The sequence below is a fragment of the Sporosarcina aquimarina genome (assembly GCF_019748715.1).
GTDB lineage: Bacteria > Bacillota > Bacilli > Bacillales_A > Planococcaceae > Sporosarcina > Sporosarcina newyorkensis.
Genome location: NZ_JACLBZ010000006.1, coordinates 79,025 through 101,835, shown reverse-complemented (window position 1 = coordinate 101,835; position 22,811 = coordinate 79,025). Strand labels below are relative to the sequence as shown.

24 protein-coding genes and 3 pseudogenes are annotated in these 22,811 nt (G+C 38.5%); 25 read left to right on the top strand and 2 right to left on the bottom strand.

Features of this window, described 5'->3' with window-relative positions; translation table 11 throughout:
* The 9 genes from H7J92_RS02890 to H7J92_RS02855 all read left to right on the top strand — a co-directional run.
* On the top strand, nt 1–549 hold a 549-nt coding region (locus tag H7J92_RS02890), incomplete at its 5' end, for an RNA-guided endonuclease TnpB family protein (protein WP_221835274.1).
* 169 nt (nt 550–718) lie between these two features.
* The gene (locus H7J92_RS02885; RefSeq protein WP_009497964.1) at nt 719–1,360 is read left to right on the top strand and encodes a metal-dependent hydrolase; all 642 of its coding nucleotides are present in this window, start codon (nt 719–721) and stop codon (nt 1,358–1,360) included.
* 292 nt (nt 1,361–1,652) lie between these two features.
* Nucleotides 1,653–3,407: a sigma-54-dependent Fis family transcriptional regulator gene (locus tag H7J92_RS02880; protein WP_221835272.1), complete on the top strand. Its 1,755-nt coding sequence runs from the start codon at nt 1,653–1,655 to the stop codon at nt 3,405–3,407.
* 193 nt (nt 3,408–3,600) lie between these two features.
* Entirely contained in the window at nt 3,601–3,729 is a 129-nt protein-coding gene (locus H7J92_RS17800) for a Rid family hydrolase (RefSeq protein ID WP_281422249.1), read from the top strand.
* Nucleotides 3,730–3,736: 7 nt separating this feature from the next.
* On the top strand, nt 3,737–3,955 hold the full coding sequence (locus H7J92_RS17795; RefSeq protein WP_343228064.1) for a Rid family hydrolase: 219 nt from the start codon (nt 3,737–3,739) through the stop codon (nt 3,953–3,955).
* Nucleotides 3,956–3,967: 12 nt separating this feature from the next.
* Nucleotides 3,968–5,197: a diaminopropionate ammonia-lyase gene (dpaL, locus tag H7J92_RS02870; RefSeq protein WP_221835266.1), complete on the top strand. Its 1,230-nt coding sequence runs from the start codon at nt 3,968–3,970 to the stop codon at nt 5,195–5,197.
* A gap of 30 nt (nt 5,198–5,227) precedes the next feature.
* The gene (locus H7J92_RS02865) at nt 5,228–6,436 is read left to right on the top strand and encodes a YgeY family selenium metabolism-linked hydrolase (RefSeq protein ID WP_221835264.1); all 1,209 of its coding nucleotides are present in this window, start codon (nt 5,228–5,230) and stop codon (nt 6,434–6,436) included.
* Nucleotides 6,429–8,030 carry an N-acyl-D-amino-acid deacylase family protein gene (locus H7J92_RS02860; RefSeq protein WP_221835263.1) on the top strand — a complete coding sequence of 534 codons (1,602 nt, stop codon included), beginning with the start codon at nt 6,429–6,431 and terminating at the stop codon, nt 8,028–8,030. The genes H7J92_RS02865 and H7J92_RS02860 overlap by 8 nt, the downstream gene beginning before the upstream one ends.
* A gap of 72 nt (nt 8,031–8,102) precedes the next feature.
* The gene (locus tag H7J92_RS02855; RefSeq protein ID WP_221835256.1) at nt 8,103–9,500 is read left to right on the top strand and encodes a sodium:solute symporter family transporter; all 1,398 of its coding nucleotides are present in this window, start codon (nt 8,103–8,105) and stop codon (nt 9,498–9,500) included.
* Nucleotides 9,501–9,854: 354 nt separating this feature from the next.
* Here H7J92_RS02855 and H7J92_RS02850 read toward each other — a convergent pair whose 3' ends face one another.
* Nucleotides 9,855–10,370, bottom strand: a complete 516-nt coding sequence (locus H7J92_RS02850) for a gamma carbonic anhydrase (RefSeq protein ID WP_221835255.1) — start codon at nt 10,368–10,370, stop codon at nt 9,855–9,857.
* A gap of 117 nt (nt 10,371–10,487) precedes the next feature.
* On the opposite strand from H7J92_RS02850, the gene H7J92_RS02845 reads away from it, so the two are divergent.
* The 7 genes and pseudogenes from H7J92_RS02845 to arsC all read left to right on the top strand — a co-directional run bounded on the left by H7J92_RS02845 (nt 10,488) and on the right by arsC (nt 14,018).
* Complete coding sequence (locus H7J92_RS02845) at nt 10,488–11,276, top strand: alpha/beta fold hydrolase (RefSeq protein ID WP_040759389.1); 789 nt, start codon at nt 10,488–10,490, stop codon at nt 11,274–11,276.
* Nucleotides 11,277–11,305: 29 nt separating this feature from the next.
* Nucleotides 11,306–11,677: a fluoride efflux transporter FluC gene (locus H7J92_RS02840; RefSeq protein WP_009497960.1), complete on the top strand. Its 372-nt coding sequence runs from the start codon at nt 11,306–11,308 to the stop codon at nt 11,675–11,677.
* Entirely contained in the window at nt 11,678–12,019 is a 342-nt protein-coding gene (locus H7J92_RS02835; RefSeq protein ID WP_009497959.1) for a fluoride efflux transporter FluC, read from the top strand.
* 19 nt (nt 12,020–12,038) lie between these two features.
* Complete coding sequence (locus H7J92_RS02830; RefSeq protein WP_009497958.1) at nt 12,039–12,767, top strand: thermonuclease family protein; 729 nt, start codon at nt 12,039–12,041, stop codon at nt 12,765–12,767.
* Nucleotides 12,768–12,907: 140 nt separating this feature from the next.
* Complete coding sequence (locus tag H7J92_RS02825; protein WP_009497957.1) at nt 12,908–13,255, top strand: ArsR/SmtB family transcription factor; 348 nt, start codon at nt 12,908–12,910, stop codon at nt 13,253–13,255.
* 92 nt (nt 13,256–13,347) lie between these two features.
* Nucleotides 13,348–13,578 (top strand): annotated as a pseudogene (locus tag H7J92_RS02820) (ArsB/NhaD family transporter); the annotation flags it as partial.
* A gap of 26 nt (nt 13,579–13,604) precedes the next feature.
* Nucleotides 13,605–14,018: an arsenate reductase (thioredoxin) gene (arsC, locus tag H7J92_RS02815; RefSeq protein ID WP_040759388.1), complete on the top strand. Its 414-nt coding sequence runs from the start codon at nt 13,605–13,607 to the stop codon at nt 14,016–14,018.
* Nucleotides 14,019–14,905: 887 nt separating this feature from the next.
* Here the strand turns inward: arsC and H7J92_RS02810 are convergent.
* Nucleotides 14,906–15,898 (bottom strand): M23 family metallopeptidase, encoded by a 993-nt coding sequence (locus H7J92_RS02810; RefSeq protein WP_221835254.1) that lies wholly within the window; start codon nt 15,896–15,898, stop codon nt 14,906–14,908.
* 495 nt (nt 15,899–16,393) lie between these two features.
* On the opposite strand from H7J92_RS02810, the gene H7J92_RS02805 reads away from it, so the two are divergent.
* From H7J92_RS02805 to H7J92_RS02765, 9 genes and pseudogenes are all read left to right on the top strand, one after another.
* Complete coding sequence (locus H7J92_RS02805; RefSeq protein WP_078818220.1) at nt 16,394–16,633, top strand: hypothetical protein; 240 nt, start codon at nt 16,394–16,396, stop codon at nt 16,631–16,633.
* Nucleotides 16,634–16,691: 58 nt separating this feature from the next.
* Nucleotides 16,692–16,979: a BlaI/MecI/CopY family transcriptional regulator gene (locus H7J92_RS02800; protein WP_342746532.1), complete on the top strand. Its 288-nt coding sequence runs from the start codon at nt 16,692–16,694 to the stop codon at nt 16,977–16,979.
* A gap of 385 nt (nt 16,980–17,364) precedes the next feature.
* Nucleotides 17,365–17,754 (top strand): annotated as a pseudogene (locus H7J92_RS18015) (M56 family metallopeptidase); the annotation flags it as partial.
* Between the two features lie 124 nt (nt 17,755–17,878).
* Nucleotides 17,879–18,156, top strand: a pseudogene (locus tag H7J92_RS17790) (thermonuclease family protein); the annotation flags it as partial.
* Nucleotides 18,157–18,216: 60 nt separating this feature from the next.
* Nucleotides 18,217–18,426: an excalibur calcium-binding domain-containing protein gene (locus H7J92_RS17785; RefSeq protein WP_425441356.1), complete on the top strand. Its 210-nt coding sequence runs from the start codon at nt 18,217–18,219 to the stop codon at nt 18,424–18,426.
* A 504-nt stretch (nt 18,427–18,930) separates the two neighbouring features.
* Nucleotides 18,931–20,238, top strand: a complete 1,308-nt coding sequence (locus H7J92_RS02780; RefSeq protein WP_246602432.1) for a HAMP domain-containing sensor histidine kinase — start codon at nt 18,931–18,933, stop codon at nt 20,236–20,238.
* Nucleotides 20,239–20,256: 18 nt separating this feature from the next.
* A complete protein-coding gene (locus H7J92_RS02775; protein ID WP_221835252.1) occupies nt 20,257–20,934 on the top strand; it encodes a response regulator transcription factor in 678 nt (225 codons plus the stop codon).
* Nucleotides 20,935–21,057: 123 nt separating this feature from the next.
* Nucleotides 21,058–21,792 (top strand): urease accessory protein UreH domain-containing protein, encoded by a 735-nt coding sequence (locus H7J92_RS02770; RefSeq protein WP_221835251.1) that lies wholly within the window; start codon nt 21,058–21,060, stop codon nt 21,790–21,792.
* 81 nt (nt 21,793–21,873) lie between these two features.
* Entirely contained in the window at nt 21,874–22,584 is a 711-nt protein-coding gene (locus H7J92_RS02765) for a cytochrome c biogenesis CcdA family protein (RefSeq protein WP_221835250.1), read from the top strand.
* The last annotated feature ends 227 nt before the right edge of the window (nt 22,585–22,811 follow it).

The following is a 22,811-nucleotide window of genomic DNA, read 5'->3' as shown; positions in this document are numbered from 1 at the left end:
AAGTACTTTCGTTCATTAGAGAAGAAGTTAGCAAAAGCTCAACGGATTCTCTCAAGACGGAGAGAGCTGGCTATCAAAAGAAAATGTAAGCTAAGTGAAGCGAGAAATTATCAAAAACAACGTGTCAAAGTTGCGCGTATCCAAGAAAGCATTGCGAATAAGCGAAAGGATTACTTGCATAAAATCTCAACCGATATCATCAAAAACCACGATGTAATCGGAATAGAAGATTTGCAAGTATCCAATATGCTCAAAAACCACAAGTTGGCCAAGGCGATTAGCGAAGTAAGTTGGTCAGAATTCAGAACAATGCTTGAATATAAAGCGAAGTGGTACGGAAAACAGGTTGTTTCTGTAGGTAAAACATTCCCTTCAAGCCAACTTTGCTCATCTTGTGGCTATAGAAACAAAGACGTTAAGAATCTTGCCTTGCGTGAATGGGACTGTCCAGGATGCGGAGTCCATTACGACCGAGATCTTAACGCAAGTATAAATCTTAAAAAGGAAGCGGACAGACTTCTAACCGCAGGGGCTGCGGGGATAGCCTAATCAATAACTGGCGGTTACGCCGGTGATCTTAGGAATCTCCCACTTCTAAACGTAGTGAAAGTGGGAGTAGTTCAACTGGTATCAGTATATAGGAAGATCAGTAGGAAAGCATTAAGAGTAGCTAGATTACGTACAACTTAGAATTTTGCAGACAGAGAGGGTTTATTTAATGAAAGGAACTTCACATTTAGTTGTTGGGGCTACAGTTGGAGCAGTTGCCGGCTTCAAGGCACAATCGGATCCAATGACCGTTCTGCTCTGTACAGCAGTAGGAGGAGCTTCAGCACTTGTGCCGGACCTCGATACGAATGGTCTGGCAGCTAATCGGGTCACGCTTTCAAAGCAGATTAGTAAAACTGTTTTACGATTATTAGGCGTGGCTTTGTTGCTGATTATCGTCTATCAATCTATTAGCAGAGGATTCCAGACTTCCGATCTGACATATGGATTTGCAGGATTGGCGCTGGTTGTTCTGTCGCAGCTCATTACCCAAAGACGGCTGTTGACATTGACAGGAATATTCGTCGTACTGTTCGGATTGTATTTACATAATTCAACTGGAATCCTTCTGGCCGGAAGCTATATTATCATCGCTTCCTTTCTTCCGCACCGGTCATATACGCATTCTGTACTAGGCATCGTTTTTTTCGCTTTCATTTTACATCATCTGATGCTGGAGTGGCCGATGAAAGGAGTCTTCGAGGCAGGGCTGGCTGGTTATATCAGTCATATAGTGGCGGATATGAAAATACTGCCGATGAATCGCAGAGGAGTGAAACCGTTTGCGCCTGTTTGGAATCGAGTGTTCTGACCTGGATGATAAGGAAACACAATGAACTCATTAAAACTATGCCAAATTATAATTTAGTTTAAATGTCAATTAAGAGCGCTTTAGAAAGTATAAAAGCTTTTTTGAAACAAGTGTTAAAAACAGCTTATGAGAAGATTTATTGATCAGCCCTAAAGATTAGATTTTATTTAGATTTATCATATACATATCGCCTACGATATATTTTATTTTTGCCGTTACACCGGCATTTAATGAACTTAAAGTCAAAGATGATTCATGTAAGAAAAAATCTAAACAGGGTGGTGGATGAGAAATGAATTTGATGGATATTCAATCAATTGTACAAAGTATAGCAGAAGCAACAGCTGCCGTATTGAAAATTGAGGTCGAAATCGTCAATCATGAGTTTATACGTATTGCGTGTACGGGAGAAATGCAGATAGACATATTAAAAAAGTTAGAAGGCGACCTTGTCTATAAAGAAGTATTTCGGAAAGAACAACCCGTCATTATAAGAAATCCGGGATATGAGGATATCTGTGTTAGTTGCAAGTTCTTTAAAAACTGTATAGAGATGGGGGAAATAGGCGTTCCTATCATTATTCATGGAGAAGTAGTTGGCGTAATAGGTTTGTTAGCCTTTAATCAAGACCAGCAAAGTCGATTATTTGAAAATATTGATGGAATCCTTACTTTTCTGGATAAGATGGCAGATCTTCTAGCTAGTAAATTGGATCAATATTACATGTTGGAAGAGTTAGAAATACATAATAAAAAGATAATTAAAATATTAGATCTTATTCAAGAAGGAGTTTTAATAACGGACCAATATGCAAGAATAATAGAACTTAATGAGCAAGCAAAGTCTATTTTAGGTATTTCTGAACATCAGCAACTTCCTCTTTATGTTAAAAAATTTATTCAAAAGATTTTAGAAGAAAAGAACGTGGAGAATCAAACATTCGAACTTGATCACCAGTTGTTTCAAAAAGCACTTGTTGTAACAAAAAAAGTTATATATAGCAGTGGTAAAACTAAAGAACTGTTGTTAACAATACAAGACGTAGAAATAATTCAGGGGATAGCCGAGAGAGCCAGTGAAGAACAGATGAAAGCACTTCAAAATATTGTGGGTTCCAGTAAGCAAATTAATGAAGTGAAGGCATATGCATTCAAAGCCGCACAATCTAGATCTACAATATTAATTCAAGGTGAAAGTGGAACGGGAAAAGAAGTGTTTGCTAAGACTATCCATAAAGTTAGCATGCGTAAAGACAACATGTTCGTAGCAGTAAATTGTGGAGCCATTCCGGAAAATTTACTAGAGAGTGAACTTTTTGGATATGAAAAAGGTGCATTTACTGGGGCCAGCAATCTAGGAAAAGTAGGGAAATTCGAATTAGCGAATGGAGGTACCATTTTCTTAGATGAAATTGGTGAAATGCCTCTGCATTTACAAGTAAAGCTTTTGCGTGTATTGCAAGAAAATGAGATTGAACGTGTTGGTGGAACGAAAACGATTCCCATCGACGTTCGGATAATCGCTGCAACAAATCGAGAACTTGGAGAACTAATAGGAGAAGGTGTTTTTCGGGAGGACTTATATTTTCGTTTAAATGTTATACCTATGATGATTCCACCTTTGCGTAGTCGGCCTGAAGATGTTGTATCTTTGTGTGATTACTTCGTATCAGAATACAATGAATTGTTTAACGCGAATGTTCAAGGATTTACTGAAGATGTAATGAACATCATGCTTCAATATCCATGGAAAGGAAATGTACGTGAATTAAAAAACTTCATTGAGTACTTGTTTAATTTTATTCAAAATGGATACATCACTATAGAAAATGCAGGCACGTTAATTAAAAATAAATTAGATATTACGGCATTGGATGAAACGCGGCCTATTATATACTCCTTAGAGAAGGTAGAAAAAGAACATATTGAAAAGGCAGTTGAATTTGTGAAGAAAAACAAGCAAAACATAGAAGAGGCGGCAACATTACTTGGGATAAGTAGAGCAACCTTATTTAGGAAATTGAAAAAGTATCAAAATGACACTTAGTGTCGTTTTGATACTTTTTCTTTTTTGTCACTCAAGTTAACGAATCAAGGGACTTAAAAGGATATATAAGTATCAATAAGATACTTATTGAACTAACCTATTTATATTTTACGCGAAAGTTCACTGTCAATTCGGTGTTTACGAACTTGGCATGGTTATTGCAATAGTAGTAAGCAAAGGAGGTATTGAATAAATGGATGTATTAACAAGTAAATTTGCACCGACAGCGGTCGGGCCTTATTCACAAGCGATTGATTTTAACAGGGTAATCTATTTATCGGGAATGTTACCTATTAATCCAAATGTAACCGAGATAAACTGAACAGGTATTGTCGAACATAAAGTTGTTTTTAACTGATCAAAAATTATTATTAAATAATGTTATTAAAACAACAATTTATTTATCTTCGATGTATGATTTTGAAATTGTGAATACTATATATTCTTCATATTTTACAAGTCATCGACCTGATAGAAGTTGTGTAGAAGTAAGTGCTCTTCAGAAATCAGCGTTAATTGAAATTGAGACCATTGTCGCTAAAGAATAGGGAGGAATTAAAATGACGGTTAAAGATAAGCAACTAATCAAATGGGTGAAAAATAAATTTAAAAACAACGAAATAAATAAAGGTGACTTAGATAACTTCGAGATAAAGAATATCCAAAATATCTTGAAATTCCAACAAACCCATCCATCTTATACACATACACCACTCTATAGTTTATCACGCCTAGCAAGTTACTTGGATGTTTCAATGATACAAACTAAGGATGAATCCCAAAGATTTGGATTAAATGCATTTAAAGTATTAGGCGGAATTTATGCAATTGCAATGTATATTGCAAAACAATTAGGAGAGGAAATTGAAAACTTATCCTTTGATAAATTAAAAGATCCATCAGTGAAAGCCAGGCTTGGCGATCTAACTTTTATTTCAGCAACAGATGGGAATCATGGCAGAGGGGTTGCATGGGCTGCAAGGGAGTTGGGGTTCAAATCGGTTATCTATATGCCCAAGGGGTCGTCGCTACAACGCTTAGAAGCGATACGGAGCGAAGGAGCATTGGCCGATATTCAAGATGTGAACTATGATGATACTGTTAGAATTTGTGCAAGGCTGGCTGAAAAAAATGGTTGGATTATGGTTCAAGATACAGCATGGGAAGGCTATCATGAAATACCACTCTGGATCATGCAAGGGTATTCTGCCATGGCTCATGAAATTGTTGAGCAATGGAATCAAACATCAGAACAACCACCTACTCATCTCTTTCTACAAGCAGGTGTAGGTTCATTTGCCGCAGGGATAGCAGGATATATATTACAGGTTTATGGTGAGCAAGCACCGAAAATAATCATCGTAGAACCCAATCAAGCTGACTGTTTCTATCAATCTTTTCTTACTGAAAAGGGTGAACGAGAATTTGTAGGGGGAGCAATGTCTACAGAAATGGCAGGATTGGCTTGTGGAGAGCCTAATACCGAGGCGTTTAAATTATTGAGAAGTTACTCAACTGGAGTATTGTCTTGCGATGACGCTATTGCAACAGTCGGAATGAGGGTATACGGTAATCCTCTAAAAGGTGATCCTTCCGTAATTTCAGGCGAATCAGGTTCTGTTACTTTAGGAGTTGTTTATTACTTGAGAAAGTTTATGAAAGATCTTTCTTTGAATGATGAGTTAGGGCTTGATGAGAACGCCCGAATCTTAGTAATCAATACTGAAGGTGATACAGACGAAGAAAACTACCGTAAAATTGTGTGGGATGGGTTTTTGCCCGTTCAATAATTACTAATCATCGTGAAGGGAGTCAAGAAAATGTTAGCACAAGAACGTGTTGAAGAAGTTGTACAACTATGTAGTTCACTTGTAAAGATTCCAAGTTTTTCGGGAGAAGAGCAAAAGATAGCTATTTATATTAAACAGTATGCAGAAGAAATTGGATTTGATGAAGTGAAAATAGATGAATTAGGTAATGTGGCAGCTATTATTAATGGAGTTGAAGATGGACCTACTGTATTGTTAGACGGTCATATCGACACGGTACCAGTCCAAGAAAGCAACTGGAGCAAAAATCCTTTTAGCGGGGATGTCCGCGACGGAAAAATTTATGGCAGAGGGACATCTGATATGAAAGGTGCAGTAAGTGCCATGTTATTAGCCGCTTCCTATTATGCAAAAGACCGTAAAAAGAAATTCCCAGGTAAACTTATTGTGTCATGCAGTGTACATGAAGAATGTTTCGAAGGAGTAGCTACGCGAAATGTAAGCGCTCAATATAAGCCAGATTTTGTCGTAATTGGGGAAGCAACAAATTTGCAACTTAATAATGGTCAGCGAGGAAGGGCAGAAATATTGCTTGAAACTTTTGGTAAACCCGCTCACTCATCTAATCCAGAAGCTGGAATAAATGCAGTTAATAAAATGGTGAAATTACTTTCAAAAATACAAAATTTAGAGACTAATAATCATCCAGTTTTGGGCAGGGGTATTTTGGAATTAACGGATATCATTTCTTCACCTTATCCAGGCGCATCTGTGATCCCTTCACGAGCTAGTGTAACGTTTGATCGCAGACTTTTAGTGAATGAAACTCGTGAAAGTGTGTTGCAGCCGATTCAAGAACTAATTAAAGAGTCTATGAAAGAAGATCCTGAATTAAAAGCAGAAGTTTCATTCTCAAGAGGTAGTGAAAGCTGTTATACGGAGACTATTATCGAAGCAGAACGTTTTTTTCCAGCTTGGTTATATGATGAAAGTGAGCCGTTTATTGAAAAAACCTTTCAAAACCTAAAGACTATTTTGCCTGAAACTACAATGTCACATTATTCATTTTGCACAAACGGCAGTCATTTTGCAGGAGAAGCAAATATACCAACAATAGGTTTTGGACCATCTATGGAGAGGTTAGCTCATATTGATAATGAATATATTGAAATTGACCAACTGAAAAAGTCTGTTATTGGTTACATTTCAATTATCGAGACATTAACAAACTTAAATGATAAGGGGAATGCACATGTATGATTTACTAATAAAAAACGGTCGAATTGTAGACGGAACAGGCTCGCCTTGGTACTACGCTGACATAGCGGTGTCTAATGGCAAAATCGAATCTATTGGATTATTAACTTCTCAAAAGGCTAAGACAGTCATTGATGCTAAACAACAAGTTGTTTCTCCGGGTTTCATCGACATGCATACTCACTCGGACTTAGTTATCCTTGATGAACCGCTAATTGAAGCAAAAGTTCGGCAAGGAATCACTACAGACTTGTTGGGACAGGATGGGATTGCAGCAGCCCCCCTTCCACCAGAATATGTTTCTACATGGCAGAAAAATTTAGCCGGCCTCAATGGAACTCCACCTATTGAATGGGATTGGGAAACAGTCGGAGATTATATTCAGAAGATAAAAAGAAATAACCCTAGCTATAACTTGGCGGTACTAGCACCCCATGGAAATATCCGTATGGAAGTAATGGGTCTGGCAAATCGTCCAGCTACAGATGATGAAATTAAGCAAATGGTCGCCGTATTGCGTAGATGTTTAGACGAAGGAGCTGTAGGGCTCTCCACTGGATTAATTTATTTACCTTGTTGTTTTGCAGAAATGAAAGAACTAGAAGCCCTTTGCCAGGTACTGGGAGAGTATGGAGCGCCATTGGTCATTCATCAACGTAGTGAAGGTGATGAAATACTAGAATCAATGGATGAACTTATAGCGATGATGAAAAGATGTGGGGCACATTTACATTTTTCACATCTAAAAAATTGTGGCAAAGATAATTGGTATAAAACAGAACAAGTTCTTGAGAAAATAGATAAAGCGCGTGAGGATGGATTAGAAGTAACATTTGACCAGTACCCGTATATTGCCGGAAGTACTATGTTCAGTGCTATTTTACCGCCTTGGGCACATGACGGTGGAACAGAAGAAATGTTGAAACGGCTTGAAGATGAATCACTACGTGAAAAAATGATTGAAGAAATGAAGTCCGCTCTAAAAGGGTGGGATAGTATGTCCAAGTGGGCTGGCTGGGATGGGATAATTATTACATCAGTAGATTCAGATGAAAAAAGTTATTGTGTAGGTAAAACGGTTACAGAGATAGCAGAGATTGAAGGGAAAAGCGAAGCAGTTACTGCTTTGGATCTAATACTACACGAAAAAAATGGTGTTGGAATGATAGATTTCGTGATGAACGAAGAATCAGTTAAGCGCATAGTAGCCCATCCAGCAGGAACCGTGGGCTCAGATGGACTACTGGGCGGAGAACCACACCCACGAGCATATGGATCATTCCCACGTATACTTGGTAAATATGTTCGTGAAGAAAAGGTCACAACACTTGAAGAAATGATTCGTCGAATGACTTCTCAACCTGCTAGAATTATCGGATTGCAGGATCGTGGAATTTTAAGAGAAGGAATGGCTGCTGATATTGTGATTTTTGATCCAGATACTATCCTGGATCAAGCCACATTCGAAGAGCCGCGCCAGTATAATATTGGTATAGATTATGTAATTGTAAACGGTGATGTTGTCATTGAAGGAGACAATGCTTATCGCACACCTTCAGGTAAAGTCTTTACTCGGGAGTATAGTAAAAATAAATGATCAAACAGAAGTCTCTCGGCATGCAAACCATAGCTGAGAAACTTCTCTATATCTCTAATGAGGAGGATAGATATGTCGATTATTTGGAGTATAATAATAATTTATATGTTGGCGATGATTGGGATTGGTTTTTATGCAAAAACAAAAATTAAAGATAGTACAGATTATCATTTAGCAGGGAGAAGGTTAGGACCTATAATGCTTGCGGGAACTTTGGCTGCAACAGAAATAGGAGGAGGAAGCTCTGTAGGAGTAGCATCAAAAGCATACGGCGAATGGGGACTTTCAGCAGGTTGGTATGTGGTTTCTGCTGGTATAGCTATCATTTTAGTCTCTTTTGTAGCTCCTTATATGAGAAGAGCTTTGGCTACTACGGTACCTGAGGTTATTGGTAGACGATATGGTAAGTCAAGTCAATTAATCGCGAGTATACTATCGCTTGTTGCCTCATCTGCTTTGACTGCAGTACAAATTACTGCAACCGCTTCCATTGTTCATGTATTGACCGGATTTGATTTAAAATTAGCCATCGTAATTTCAGGTGCTGTAGTTGTTTTCTACACATTTTTAGGTGGTATGTGGAGTGTTACACTAACAGATTTTGTACAATTTTTCATTATTGTAATTGGATTTGCTATTGCAGTGCCATTTGCTCTTTCTAATGCAGGTGGAATGGAACATGTAATTAGTCAACTTCCAAAAGAGCAGTTAGGGTTTACCAAAATAGGTTGGGGCACAATTCTAGGATTCATTGTTTTGTACTTTATGACTTTTTCAACAGGTCAAGAAGCTGTTCAACGATACTATGCTGCAAAGGATGAGAAAACTGCTATTTGGGGCTCTATCATGTGTGGCGGTCTCATGACATTATATGCCTTTATTCCAGCTGTACTTGGATTGATCGCATTAGCAGCATTTCCAAACATTGAAGAGAATAGTGCACTTGCCACAGTTTCAGTAGAATTATTGCCACCAGTCATAGCAGGTATACTTCTTTCAGGCGTCATATCAGCCACATTGTCTAGTGCCTCTGGAAACTTATTGGCTGTTGCATCAGTCTATATTAAAGATGTTCATGGAAACCTATTTAAAAAAGAGCTAAAAGATGAGGCAGAATTAAAAGCGTCGCGCTGGATTGTTGTTATCACTGGGGTAGGAGCAATTGGTATATCCTTATTCAGCCAACAAATCATTCCGCTTCTTGTATTCGCATTTACTATCCGTTCTACTGGGCCATTCGCTGCTTATTTATTGGGGTTACTAGTTGAAAGAGTTACTAAAAATGCAGGATTAGCTTCGATAATCATCGGTACAATTGTAGGTGTAATTTGGGAAATTCTGAAGAATCCGTTTAATATAATGGCTGTAATTATGGGTAGTACTGCCAGCTTGATCACATTCTTGATTGTTAACCAAATTGAATTACGGCGTGGAGTGGATATCGCGCCTACTGCATACCCAAAAGAATAAAATTAAGTGATCATCTCTCTTATGGAGTGAAGGTCTTGGTGTTTTTATAATCCTACATTAGAAAATATATTTTGCTCGGAAACTAGTGAATTTCTAAGAGTTACATAAGAAAATCAGAGCCGAGTGAAATAATCATTAACCAAACTTATTACTTGTAAGACCAAATATTGCTATAAATAATGATTTTAAAGAACAGAGACAAATGTAGTTATCCAGGTGTATCTTTATATCATAGTGTGATTAGTAGTAAGTTATATTAAAGATGATAGAATCCAAAAGTAGACGAGAGATCAAATGAAACTGAATAAGATACCAAAGTAAGCACCCATTCCACAAAAGAATGGGTGCTAGTGCTTATTCGTCTTGCAGCGCTTTATACAATTGTCCTTTACGTGCGTATTCGTTCACGATACGCGTCATGTCGGTACGGTCTTCGTCGGTCAAATCACGAACGACTCGAGCCGGAGAACCGAGCGCTAAGGTGTTAGGCGGAATTTTCTTGCCAGGGGTCACCAAGCTGCCCGCTCCAATAAATGCGCCTTCCCCGACTTCAGCTCCATCCAGAACCGTTGCGCCCATCCCAACCAGTGCTCCTTTTTTGATCGTACAGCTGTGTAGCATCACTTTATGTCCAATCGTCACCTCATCCTCTAAAATAAGCGGGAATTTCGGACTTTGGTGCAGACAGCAAAAATCTTGGATGTTCACTTTTCTGCCGATAATTGTCGGGGACACATCGCCGCGAATAACCGTGTTGAACCAAATGGATGATTCGGGACCGATCGTGACATCACCTGAAATGGTTACATAATCTGCAATATATACAGATGGATCGATCTCAGGTATTTTTCCTTCGTATGGATAAATCAATGAAATCTCCTCTTTTCCAAAAAATCATGTATAATTTATCCTAACAAAGATTTGGTTTTTCCGATACAAAAGAAGGGCATTCCATAAAGTAAGAAAGCTAAATGAGGAGTGATGGCCATGTGGAAGTGGGAAGCGGAAGGCCAGCCGAAAGCTGTAGTAGTAATTGTCCATAATGCATATGAACATCATCGTCGGTATGTTTGGCTCATTCAGCGATTGAGGAATGATGGCTTCCATGTCGTGACAGGAGATTTGCCTGGTCATGGAAAAGAAGGCTTGACCGCTCATTCGGAAACATTTAAAGAATATCGTCGATTTATTAAACAATTGGTTATGACAGGGCTCGACGACAACTTACCGCTATTTTTATATGGACATGGATTGGGTGCGACATGCCTTCTTCGAATAATGCAGATGGAACAGGTGGAATGCGCCGGTATTATTTGTTCCTCGCCTTGGCTGCATTTGGAACATCAGCCGCCGTTGTTGGCACAGATGTTAACGAAATTATCTCAATCGATGAAGCTGAACCATGAAATTACGCCGGCTTTGCTGTCGCGTAATGCTGAATTTCTAGAGCAATACAAAGACGATGCATTGTATACGTCGGTCATTACAGCAAGCTGGTATCGAGAATTGCAAATTCTATTGAAGAATGTCATGCAGAAGGACTCGGTGATACAGGATGTCCCATTTCTGCTGCTGACGGGAGAAGCGGATGAAATAACGGATCCCGATTACTCTCGCAAATGGGCACAAGCACAAAATTTATCCGAACTGCAGGATAAGAGATGGAAAGATCTGTACCACGACGTCATGCAAGAGCCTGAGCGTGAAGAAGTTTACGTATATATGCGGTCCTTCATGAAAAATGTGCTTCGTTCATTAGGCTATGTAATTGAATGAAATGAAACTTAGCTGGAGGACGTGAATAAATGAGAGTGCGACTATACATAGGAATTGCAGGGGCAATCGGTGCGGTAACCCGCTTACTGGTCGGTCAGTTATGGATCGTCAATGGTGCTTTTCCTGTTGCCACGTTTGCTGTGAATATGATCGGGACATTGTTGCTGTGTATTATAGTGGAACGAGCAAGGCTTGGCGGGCATCTTTCTCCTCTTGCAGTTACGGTTATCACGGTTGGATTCCTAGGCGCCTTCACAACGTTTTCTGCCGTTAGCTTAGAGACAATCCAGTTGCTGAAGGACGGTTTGATGGTAATTGCAGGTGCATATGTCTTCTGTAGTTTATTCGGAGGTCTTACCATGGCGGCTTTCGGATTTTCATTGGCAAGGAAGGTGAGCTGAATGATATGGCATATAGTGGCGGTTGGCTTTGGCGGGTTTCTTGGAGCAATTTTGCGATTTGAAGTATCAAACCGACTGAACGGAAGCGTCTTGCCATTTGGGACGTTACTCGTTAACAGCATAGGCAGCTTTTTCATTGGTTGGATTGTCGGCATGGAGCTGCCATTGCAGTGGACGTTGTTTTGGGCGACAGGCGTGGCGGGAGCGTTGACGACATACTCCACCTTAATGAAAGAAATTTGGACGTATTGGAACGAAGGCCGAATAGGGCGTTCAGCGGCCTATACTGTGCTGACGTTCGGGTTGGGAGTCGGCTTGGCCTATATTGGATTTAGTTTGTAGAAAAGAGGATTTTAATTAAATGAGTACAAAGAAAAAGAATACGGGAAAAAAATGGGTCGGCTCTTTTCTGATCGCCGTAGTAGTCGCGATCGCGGCTGTCTATTTTCCTGAATTAATGGAAGAAAAAAAAGAACCGAGCCGCGATGGCTTGATTCCAGTCGAATTGGTCAAGACGATTGATGGTGATACAATAAAAATCATGTATGAAGGCAAAGAGCAGAATGTGCGTTATCTATTGATCGACACACCTGAAACAAACCATCCTCGACTGGGCAAGCAGCCGTTTGGCCAAGAAGCGAAAGTGCGCAATCAAGAGCTGTTGCAAAAAGGGAAGCTAGAGATTGAGTTTGATATCGGTGAAAAATACGATAAATACGGCAGATTGCTGGCGTATATATACATAGACGGAAAAAGCGTGCAGGAGCAACTATTGAAAGAAGGATTGGCGAGAGTAGCTTATGTGTATCCGCCAAATACACGTTATTTGGATGAATTTGAGAAAGCAGAGCAACACGCTAAAAAGTCTGGTGTTGGAATTTGGACGTTAGAGGATTATGCGACAGATCGTGGTTTTGATAGCGATAAGCATCCGGCCAATGAGACAGCCAAACAGACAGTAAGTGGAAAAAAGGGAATATTCCCAAACTGCACGGAACTGCGAAAACAATATCCTGACGGCGTCAGAAAAGGACACCCTGCATACGCTTCTCATTTGGATCGGAATAATGATGGCAGGGCATGTGAGTAAATTTCAGCAAAATAAAAATTTGACTCAATAATATAAATGAATCCCGTTGACGATAATATTTATATCGCAGTCGGGATTTTTATATACTTTGTTGGTCATATAAGCATATCATTATATACTATTTTCAAGGAGGTTATAAAATGAATCCAAAAGAAACTGTCGATTTACAGCGCGCCTCACAACTTTTAAAATTGCTAGGTGATAAGACACGTTTGACGATGATGAAATTACTATCCTCTCATGAATGTTGCGTCTGTGAGTTCGTGGGGATTTTTAAGATGAGCCAGCCAGCCATTAGCCAACATCTGCGTAAATTGAGAGATATTGAGCTGGTAAGAGAAGAGCGGAGAGGACAATGGATCTTTTATTCGATCAATTCTGAGCATGAGGATTACCTGCTGATTAAAAGTATTCTTGACCAATTGCCGGGACAGGATGAATCGATTAACGACTTGGAAAAACAAGGTTTACGTATTTCATGTGGCTAGGGAGGAAAATTGATTGGTTACAACTAGTATTGCGATAGCAATCTTTGCAATAACGTTAGTTTTTGTTACCTGCCAGCCCAAAAATTTGTCTAACAACAGGTGCCGTTCGTGAATCTTTCATCTATGCAAATGTGATCGGATCAGATCTCGGGCCTAAAATTATGCCAATCAGTTCACTGGCAACTTTGTTGTGGCTACATGTGCTTTCTCAAAAGGGAGTGAAAATAGACTGGGGATCATATTTTAAAGTCGGTATAATCTTAACGATCCCTACGCTATTTATTACACCGATCGGACTGTATGTATGGTTATTGATCATCTAAATTGATTAGAAAAGGGGATTATAGTTATGACGAAAAAAACTTTGTACTTTCTTTGCACAGGAAACTCGTGCCGCAGCCAGATGGCAGAAGGCTGGGGGAGGAAAATTCTCGGTCAGGAATGGAATGTACTTAGTGCTGGTATTGAAGCACATGGAGTAAACCCTAAGGCAATAATGGTAATGAGCGAGATTGGGATTGATATCTCAAATCAAACATCAAACACAATAGATTCTCAGATTCTTAACAATGCGGATTTAGTCGTTACACTTTGCGGGGATGCTGCGGATAAATGCCCTATGACTCCTCCATCAATTCGTCGTGAACATTGGGGATTTGACGACCCGGCTAAAGCAACCGGGACGGAAGAAGACATTTGGGCAGAGTTCCAGCGTGTGCGGGATGAAATTGGTGAACGAATTCAACTATTTGCCAGTAAGTAATGAACGTATAATAAAAAATAGGCAGAGTATACAAATATTTCAAGAGATCAAGGAGCAATTATAAGCTAACTTTTTATTTTCTCATATATATCAGTGGAAAACATAGAGGAGTTTTTATAATAGAATTTAACATTATTTAACCATCAACTTGCTGTGAACAAAACACAGGTTGTTGCGAGCCTGATCTACAGGTAGCTGTCATTGGTGCAGGATCAATCGGTTTAGCGGCGGCAAGCGCATCTTACCATTCTTTGTATTGAAAAAAGGTACAGTATCAGCGCATGTTAGCACGTGAGAGCATGTGACACTTTTCTCGCCTTGGCCGTATAACATTGACGAAGCAGGTAAGAGACTATTGCTGAATACAGATTGGGGGCTTACGCTCTATCTATTTTTTTCAACATTGCTCGTATATATTTTGCTTTGATTAATCCAATAAAAGATGGTCTTCTTACTTTTGTTATCGTGACAGGCTGTTTGCTTTAGGTATTATATTTGCTGAATCAAATTAGCCCTTGAGTTTCACGGAAATCTGATAAGGTGCAAGCTGCGTATGATGAGTATATCGCTAGAAGAGATAATCAGGGTTAGTATGAACAGTAAATAGCGGAACTTCTTCAAAGTAAGCCCAAATTATAAAAAACCGCTCCTTTTGGGTAGAGGACACTGAAAAAATCTCTGTATCAAAATTAAGCGCCGCTATCATCATCGTTAATGAAATCGATGATGGTAGCGGCGCTGTTTAGGCAAGGGTAGGTCGGTGTGGAATAGATCCTGAGGGAATTGGAACATTTCAAAACCTTTGGAGAATGTAAGAAAGAGCGTGGAGGAACTCCTTCATTCTCTTTCAACGATTCGTACCTATGAATTGCCTTCCCACAAAATTACTAACGGTCAGTATTCCTGTCTTGTCTTTCCCAAAGTCTAAGGGAGGGGTATGGATCGAAAGCCCACTCCGTCCGTCCATTATCTTTATACATACCGTAGTGAAGATGAGGAGGAAATTTACCTGAAGTACCTTTCTTTCCATATCCAGAATTGCCGACATAGCCGATAGTAGTTCTAGGTTCAACAATGTCGCCTTCTTTAAGACCTTCATTAAAATAAGCTAAATGAGCAAAATAATGGTACGTATTATGGATATCACGAATACCTATTCTCCAGCCTCCGTATTCATTCCATCCCAATGTTTCAATAATTCCGTAAGATGTTGACTGGACAGGAACTCCATAGGAGGCAAACAAATCGGTTCCTTCGTGTATTCTTCGACCGCCCCATCCTCTGTTAGCTCCCCAAGTACCTTGAAAACTATAATTGTGCTTGATGGGAATAGGAAAGGCGTGCTCATCCAAATCCAACGTTTCAAAGTGTTTATAAAGATTCGCAATGGTAATAATTTGATTGACGGTTTCTTCACGCTTATAGTAATCCCATAAAGCCAGAGAAAATTCCTCTTCAGCACTTCCGTATCCACTTAAAAAAGTAGCCATCGTAAAAAGCACATCCTCATTATCATCCAGATCAGCGTAACCGTCCCCATTTCCGTCCAATCCTTTTCCTGCGAAAAGTGCAATAGACAACGGTGATGTATCTTCCTTATTTGGATTAAGCTCACCCATCCAATAGTCTTTGGTAAATTGGAGAGCAATGATTCCTTCCTTATTTGGAATATCATTACGTACTTGTTGGATGTTGCGTTCAAACTGGTCTACAGCAGCTAAATAGTACCAAGGGACAAATTCGTTCTCGAATTTTAAATAGTAGTTCATTCGTTCTTCCAATAATTTTTCCTGGGTTGGTTGTTCTTTAGCTGAAACAACGACGAAAAAAAATAAGGACAGCATGATTAAATAAATCGGCAATAGAAACCAGTGCCGCATTCAAAAACCTCCTTTTCGGTGCATTCATAAAGTTCCCTATTTGCATTTTTTTATGAGTACTTTCTCGATGTTTTCCTTCTCGTTTTGAACTACCCGGTTAGCATAATTAGATCACAGAAATTAGTTATTACTTTACTCAAAAACAGTGAAGAAAAGAATTTTTGATTCTGAATTTTAGGTAAGAGTCACAATATTAGTAACTTATTGCTTCCTCAGCAGCTTTTCAATCAAGACAGCAATATTCTCTTTTGATAAATGTTGATGATAGGTATCTAGCTACGGGTGTTTTCAACCCCCACCAATACAGACCAAAGATAGAATAAAAGATCAGTACGAGAGTTGTAACAATTCTAATTACCATAATTTCATCCTTTATTCTCTTTTATTCATTAGTGTGGCTAAAATTAGGTGAGGTAATACAAATTTCTTCGGTTTTAGACTTGGTGATTTGATGAGGCAATTTAAACAGCTACATTCGCAAGACGAAAACTTTTTATGGAAGAGTATGATGCGATTGCGAATGAACTGAGCAAATTGAACGCGCAAAGCGTAGCTCTATATGATAGCAAAGGTCAGTTTTTCTTTGTCGCTTACCATTGGAAAGTGCATTTAAAGAATTCGAAAAGAAAAAATAAAACATTTGACTACTACAACATTGTAGTAGTCAAAAGTGTGGACTCACATAATGATTTGCTAAGTGTACACGATGAAGGAGTTTCAAAAGTTATCGGATAAAGAAATGGAGTTGATGCAAGTGATATGGGAGATAGGCGGTCCCGGACAATCCAATTAATTGTTAGAGATTTTTTCTCGAAATTATAGGGCTTGGAAAGGATTGACAATCGCTACTTTTTTCTCAAGATTGGTTGACAAGGGGCTGTTATTAGCCAATAAACAAGGTCCGTGCAAATACTTACTTCCCTGTCTATCTCTCAAAGAGTACAAAAGATGGAGAGCTCAAAGCCTACTCGTCGTATTGTATCAAGGTTCTGTGAGAAACTTCTTATCTACACTTTATGACGGTGAGGATATTTCGAAAGAAGATATCAAAGATTTAAAACAATGGTTTTCAGAGAAATAGATGCATAATGTGAGCGAGTTATTTGAAAATCTTATCGTATTATCTGTTGTGGGAAGCACTGTTGTGGAGTGTATTCTTGTTCTAAATCTTCTTTCTTGTACCTGTTTGGCTGATTGTACGAGGGCTCTCTTTTCTTTCAACAGAACAGAATAGCACTATTACTGCTATACAGACAGGCTATTGGAGAGAAATAATTCCTGAACAATATATTTCTTTTGAATGGGTGTTGGTATACTTAAGTATTTGAGGAGTTGGAGCCATCATTTTTGGTGGCTGGAATGTATATTATTATGGAAAATTTAAAAAATAATATCTCAATAGTAGTCGTTAATGATGCTTATCAGTTGTTGGATAGCCATAAAGAAAAGCTAAGAATAAGACGTATTTAAAACTTGTGTACAATGATCAAATAGCAAGTCCAGCCCTCATTGGGTTACACAATCCAACGATTCTATTATCGACTAGGAAAATACCTACTGTTGAATTAAACATGGTGCTTCATCATGAGTTGATTCATTTTAAACGAAAAGATGTATGCATAAAATTGTTTATGTTAATAGTAAGTTCTTTACACTGATTTAATCTATTCGTTCATATTCTATGTAAGGAGATTCACATATGGAGCGAATTATCTTGTGACGAAGAAGTTGTATTTGAAATGTCTTATGCTGAAAGAAAGAGATACGGTGAAACAATTTTAAACATGTTAGAAGATTCACTTGAAACTCCTGTTTTTTATAGTGCTTTTTTATTTGGAAACAAAATTATCGCTTAAAAAGCGATTAATGATGTTATTAGAAGTGAAACCAATGAAAAAGTTTATTTATGCGACACTAGTGATATAATTTATATATGTACGCTTGTTTTTATAGCGATAAGACAGCGTTACAATAAAAATCATGTATGAAGGCAAAGAGCAGAATGTGCGCTATCTATTGATCGACATACCAGAAACGAACCATCCCCGACTTGGCAAGCAGCCGTTTGGCCTAGAAGCGAAAGTGCGCAATCAAGAGCTGTTGCAAAAAGGGAAACCAGAGATTGAGTTTAATATCGGTGAAAAATACGATAAATACGGCAGATTGCTGGCGTATATATATACGGAAAAAGCGTACAGGAGCAATTATTGAAAGAAGGCTTGGCAAGAGTAGCTTATGTGTATCTGCCAAATACACGTTATTTGGATGAATTTGAGAAAGCGGAGCAACAAGCCAAAAAGTCGGGCGTTGGAATTTGGATGTTAGAGGATTATGCGACAGATCGTGGTTTTGATAGCTATGCATATCCAGTAAAAGAGAAAATAGAGACAACAGTTTCAGATGAACCTACAGAAGTGTTTCAGAATTGCACAGTGTTACGGAAGAAGTATCCAAATGGCGTGAAAAAAGGCCACCCCGCCTACTCCATCAAAATGGATGGAGATCGAGATGGCTTTGCTTGTGAATAGCTAGAAGCGGAAGACGTTGCTTTAAAAAAAGTAAAAGGGCTGTCGGGAAAGTCATTGAAAAATGGCTTCTTGGCAGCTCTTATTCTTTTTCTAGCCTTATTTGTCTGCCGGCGATCATAAACTCCTTGTCTACGCTCATAAATCCCAGTTGCCGCTCATAGCTCGCCGTTTGCCGCTCATAAACTCCTTCCAAGTGATCATAACAGCATTGAACCCGATCATAAAGTTGCTTAGCGCGCTCATTAAGCGTTTTATCTTCACCGAACAGTACACCCGTGCAGTATTTATTTATAATAATCACTATACTGAAGTTCTATTAAAAACTATACAGTCACAAAGCTGTCATGAATATAGCGGAAAATCACTTTTGAATATAGATACATCACTTTCTGCATATTTACTCCATAATTATTTCTTATACTAAATTTCAGGAGAGGGGCGAATGTTCAAGTGAACAGAATCTCTATAAAGTTAACCGCATATTTTTTTATTGCAGTATTAATCATGGAAACATCCCTTATCCTTTATCTTCATCAGAACATCATTCATACAAGGGTTGATGAAGAGTTCTCCCGCTTATTGGCAACCGGTTCTAATCATCGAGACGTTCTTAGTGAAAATTATTCAGATACCACTATGAAGCATATCGTCTTGATGGAAAAAGATGAGGAACGAGAAGTCCTTATTACAAATAATCAAGGCGAAATAATCCGTAGTTCAGAGGAAAATATAGAAGCACTAAAAAGAGATCTCCCGCAAGTAAACGATCTAGATTTGCAGACTGATCAGATTTTGGTTTCAGATTGGAAAAGATCATCATACATCGTTAGCACACATCCTTATAAAGTGAATCCAAGTCAATCCGGTTATGTAATAATGTTTCAAAGTACACATCCTATTGAACAGTTAGTAAGGAAATTAAATTTGCATTTTGGTCTGGCAGGAGTAACAAGTGTAGTCGCATTATTAATAATCTACGCTGTTCTTTCCAAATTTCTTACACGTCCCTTAATCCGTATGAAGAAAGCAACAGAGAAATTAAGCAAGGGCAATTTCAATGTAAGCCTACCGTTCATAGGAAGTGACGAATTGGGCGAATTATCAACTTCTATTCAAAAGCTTGCGGATGATTTAGAAAGGTTAAAAACGGAGCGCAATGAGTTTCTCGCATCTGTTGCCCATGAATTAAGCACACCATTGACTTATTTGATTGGTTATTCGAAAGTGGCTATGAGACAAGGAGTGTCTGAACAAGAACGTCAACACTATCTAGCGATTATTGCGGAAGAGTCGGATCGAATGAAAGAGCTTGTCAAAAATTTATTGGATCTAGCAAAAATGGATGAAAACACCTTCACAGTATCAAAGGAATATTTTGAGGCACGTCCGTTTTTTGAGGATATTTTTAAGCTAGTCGAACCTTCATTTAAATTAAAAAAACTTAAATTGAACTTAATTTGCGATACGGATTTCAAAATCCATGCTGATCCATTGCGTTTGGAGCAAATTGTGTTGAATTTACTAGATAATGCATTGAAATATTCAGTAGAACAATCAACGGTTACAATGAAGGTTTCCAAGAAAGGAAAAAAATCAGTCATTTCTGTTGTAGATGTTGGAATCGGCATTCCTTTAGAGGAAATTGACTTCATTTTTGAAAAACTATATCGAGTGGAAAAATCACGCTCACGAACATTGGGAGGATCAGGAATTGGTCTGGCAATCGTCAAGGAGCTTGTCGAAGCACATGACGGTAGCATTGATGTCATAAGTAATTTGGGAGAAGGTAGCACATTCACGATTATAATTTGAAGAGAGGTCAAAGCTCATATGAGAACAATTTTACTTATTGATGATGAACAGAGAATGCTAGACCTCATTGAATTATTTCTAATTCCACACGGCTTCAGGTGTATCAAAGAGACAAGCGGGAAGAAGGCATTGAAAACACTAGTTAAAGAAAGGGTTAGTCTGATTTTGTTGGATATCATGATGCCTGAAATGGATGGATGGGAATTGTGTGAAAAAATACGAGAGTTTTCGGACGTCCCTATTATTATGTTAACGGCCAGGACAGACAAGCTTGATATGGTTAAAGGGCTTGATAACGGGGCGGATGATTATATTACAAAGCCTTTCGATGAGAGAGAATTATTATCAAGGGTAAATGCACTGCTGCGCCGTTATCCCGAAGACAAAAAAGATACTGAAAAAATTATTTATGGTGATTTCAAGCTGGACAAGGAAACCTATTCATTACAATATGAATATTTAAAAGCGCAACTTACTTTAAAAGAATTTTATATTATTGAAGCTTTAATTTCACGACCTAAAAAGACATTTACACGGGAACAGTTATTACATGCTGCCTGGGAATATGACACCTATACAGATATCCGTACTGTAGACTCACATATTCGGAATTTGAGGGATAAATTAAAAACGGCAGGATTTCCAATTGGTGAATTTTTAAAGACTGTATGGGGAATTGGGTATAAGTGGAACTAAAGGCAGTCGTAACAATAATTCTAAGTTAGTGCGAGGGCGCTATCGTTGATAAAAGCCTTAATTAAGATAGGCTTGTGAAAAATGGGAAATTAACGACTTAAGAAAATGGACGGTGCTTCATAGATGTATGGATTGATGTCAGAGATCAGTCAAATAATAAGTGAACCGCTTACGACACTTGTACATTCGTTTGTGGATGTTCCAATAATCTATGTTCTATTATTGGGTTTACTAGGGGCTGTTGCGCCTTGTCAATTGACCGGAAATATGAGCGCAATCACATTTTACGGGAATCGTACGGTTCAAATGAAAACAGATTGGGTTGAGATTCTTTTCTTTATTGGCGGGAAAGTTGCTGTCTTTAGCTCCCTAGGATTACTGGCATATTTATTTGGCCAATCATTTGAAACGAAAATGACAGATTATTTCCCTCTATTTCGTAAAGTGATTGGACCCCTAATTATACTGACGGGTCTGGTTTTGATGGGTGTTCTCAAACTAGGGTTTCTTCAACGCATAACAATGCGTATCCCGATGAAGCTCCGTGAAGGGAAGCTGGGCTCCTTTTTATTGGGAGCTAGTTTTTCACTTGCTTTCTGTCCGACTATATTCGTCCTTTTTTTTCTTTGGCTTATGCCCATCGTTGTGACGACTTCGTATGGCTTCGTTCTACCAGCCGTTTTTGGGATTGCAACTTCTCTTCCTCTCCTCTTATTGTTCTTTTTAATATGGTTTTTCGATGCAAAGCGTCTAATAATGAAGCGAAGCATGAGAGTAGGAAGAGTTATACAACGGTTTGCAGGCTTTGTACTAATCGTCATTGGCATCTTGGATACGATCACCTATTGGGGGATTTGAATCATCGTATTGGTTATAGCTACTAGCGATGTTAAAGACGATTCTGTTTTGTAGGATTGTTCGAAAAAGGAGATAAGATAGATGTTTGCGGATTTGAATTTGTTTCTTGCGTTTGGTGCAGGGTTTCTGAATTTTATTTCACCATGCACATTACCGTTATATCCAGCTTTTATATCTTACATAACGGGAATGTCGCTTGATGAGCTTAAATCAGATAAAAAACGATATAGGAAGAGTGGAATCTTCCATACAATCTTTTTCTTAAGCGGTTTTTCAGTTATCTTCATCTTTCTAGGGTATAGCTCATCACTTGTTGGTACATTTTTTTATCAATATCAAGACGTCCTTCGCCAGGTAGGTGCAATTTTCATTGTTATTTTCGGTTTGATGATTCTGGGTTTCTTTACACCTAAGTTTCTAATGCAGGAGAAAAAGTTACAATTTAAGAATCGTCCGGCCGGTTATTTCGGTACGTTCCTCATTGGACTTGCATTTGCAGCAGGGTGGACTCCATGTACGGGACCAATCACAGGAGCTATTTTTATGATGGCATCCCAAAATCCTGGTTTAGGTGTATGGTATATGAGTGCATACGTTCTCGGATTCGCGATTCCCTTTTTCTTTTTGTCCTTATTTATTACCCGGGTTTCATGGATACAAAAACACAATCGAACCATTACGAAAATCGGAGGCTATATAATGATCGCGTTAGGTGTACTACTCTTCTTCGATGGTTTGACGTACATTATTATTTGGCTTAGTCCGTTTTTTGGTAGTTTTATGGGATTCTGATATTCGTGTTCAATTTTATTTATCGCGAGTTTACATTCATACGCATAAAAGGATACAACTACTTAGAAGCAAATTGATAGGGAAGAGATTGAAACATGATTAGTCTACCGAATTTATATAGGGGCCCTGCAGCCAATGGATTGCAATGATATTGTATCCAGCAGCCCACCACAGGTTTAGTATCATTTTACGATAGGTTGCACTTGAAAGTTTAATAATATTTACGA

Bases quoted from the DNA above. Each gene is read 5' to 3' on its own strand.
- H7J92_RS02775 (WP_221835252.1), top strand. From the start codon at position 20,257: ATGAGAACAATTTTACTTATTGATGATGAACAGAGAATGCTAGACCTC.
- H7J92_RS17785 (WP_425441356.1), top strand. From the start codon at position 18,217: ATGTTAGAGGATTATGCGACAGATCGTGGTTTTGATAGCTATGCATAT.
- H7J92_RS02825 (WP_009497957.1), top strand. From the start codon at position 12,908: ATGAATCCAAAAGAAACTGTCGATTTACAGCGCGCCTCACAACTTTTA.
- H7J92_RS02885 (WP_009497964.1), top strand. From the start codon at position 719: ATGAAAGGAACTTCACATTTAGTTGTTGGGGCTACAGTTGGAGCAGTT.
- H7J92_RS17800 (WP_281422249.1), top strand. From the start codon at position 3,601: ATGGATGTATTAACAAGTAAATTTGCACCGACAGCGGTCGGGCCTTAT.
- dpaL (WP_221835266.1), top strand. From the start codon at position 3,968: ATGACGGTTAAAGATAAGCAACTAATCAAATGGGTGAAAAATAAATTT.
- H7J92_RS02840 (WP_009497960.1), top strand. From the start codon at position 11,306: ATGAGAGTGCGACTATACATAGGAATTGCAGGGGCAATCGGTGCGGTA.
- H7J92_RS02810 (WP_221835254.1), bottom strand. From the start codon at position 15,898: ATGCGGCACTGGTTTCTATTGCCGATTTATTTAATCATGCTGTCCTTA.
- H7J92_RS02880 (WP_221835272.1), top strand. From the start codon at position 1,653: ATGAATTTGATGGATATTCAATCAATTGTACAAAGTATAGCAGAAGCA.
- H7J92_RS02835 (WP_009497959.1), top strand. From the start codon at position 11,678: ATGATATGGCATATAGTGGCGGTTGGCTTTGGCGGGTTTCTTGGAGCA.
- H7J92_RS02830 (WP_009497958.1), top strand. From the start codon at position 12,039: ATGAGTACAAAGAAAAAGAATACGGGAAAAAAATGGGTCGGCTCTTTT.
- H7J92_RS02855 (WP_221835256.1), top strand. From the start codon at position 8,103: ATGTCGATTATTTGGAGTATAATAATAATTTATATGTTGGCGATGATT.
- H7J92_RS02765 (WP_221835250.1), top strand. From the start codon at position 21,874: ATGTTTGCGGATTTGAATTTGTTTCTTGCGTTTGGTGCAGGGTTTCTG.
- H7J92_RS02865 (WP_221835264.1), top strand. From the start codon at position 5,228: ATGTTAGCACAAGAACGTGTTGAAGAAGTTGTACAACTATGTAGTTCA.
- H7J92_RS02860 (WP_221835263.1), top strand. From the start codon at position 6,429: ATGTATGATTTACTAATAAAAAACGGTCGAATTGTAGACGGAACAGGC.
- H7J92_RS02805 (WP_078818220.1), top strand. From the start codon at position 16,394: ATGGAAGAGTATGATGCGATTGCGAATGAACTGAGCAAATTGAACGCG.
- H7J92_RS02770 (WP_221835251.1), top strand. From the start codon at position 21,058: ATGTATGGATTGATGTCAGAGATCAGTCAAATAATAAGTGAACCGCTT.
- H7J92_RS02780 (WP_246602432.1), top strand. From the start codon at position 18,931: ATGGAAACATCCCTTATCCTTTATCTTCATCAGAACATCATTCATACA.
- arsC (WP_040759388.1), top strand. From the start codon at position 13,605: ATGACGAAAAAAACTTTGTACTTTCTTTGCACAGGAAACTCGTGCCGC.
- H7J92_RS02845 (WP_040759389.1), top strand. From the start codon at position 10,488: ATGTGGAAGTGGGAAGCGGAAGGCCAGCCGAAAGCTGTAGTAGTAATT.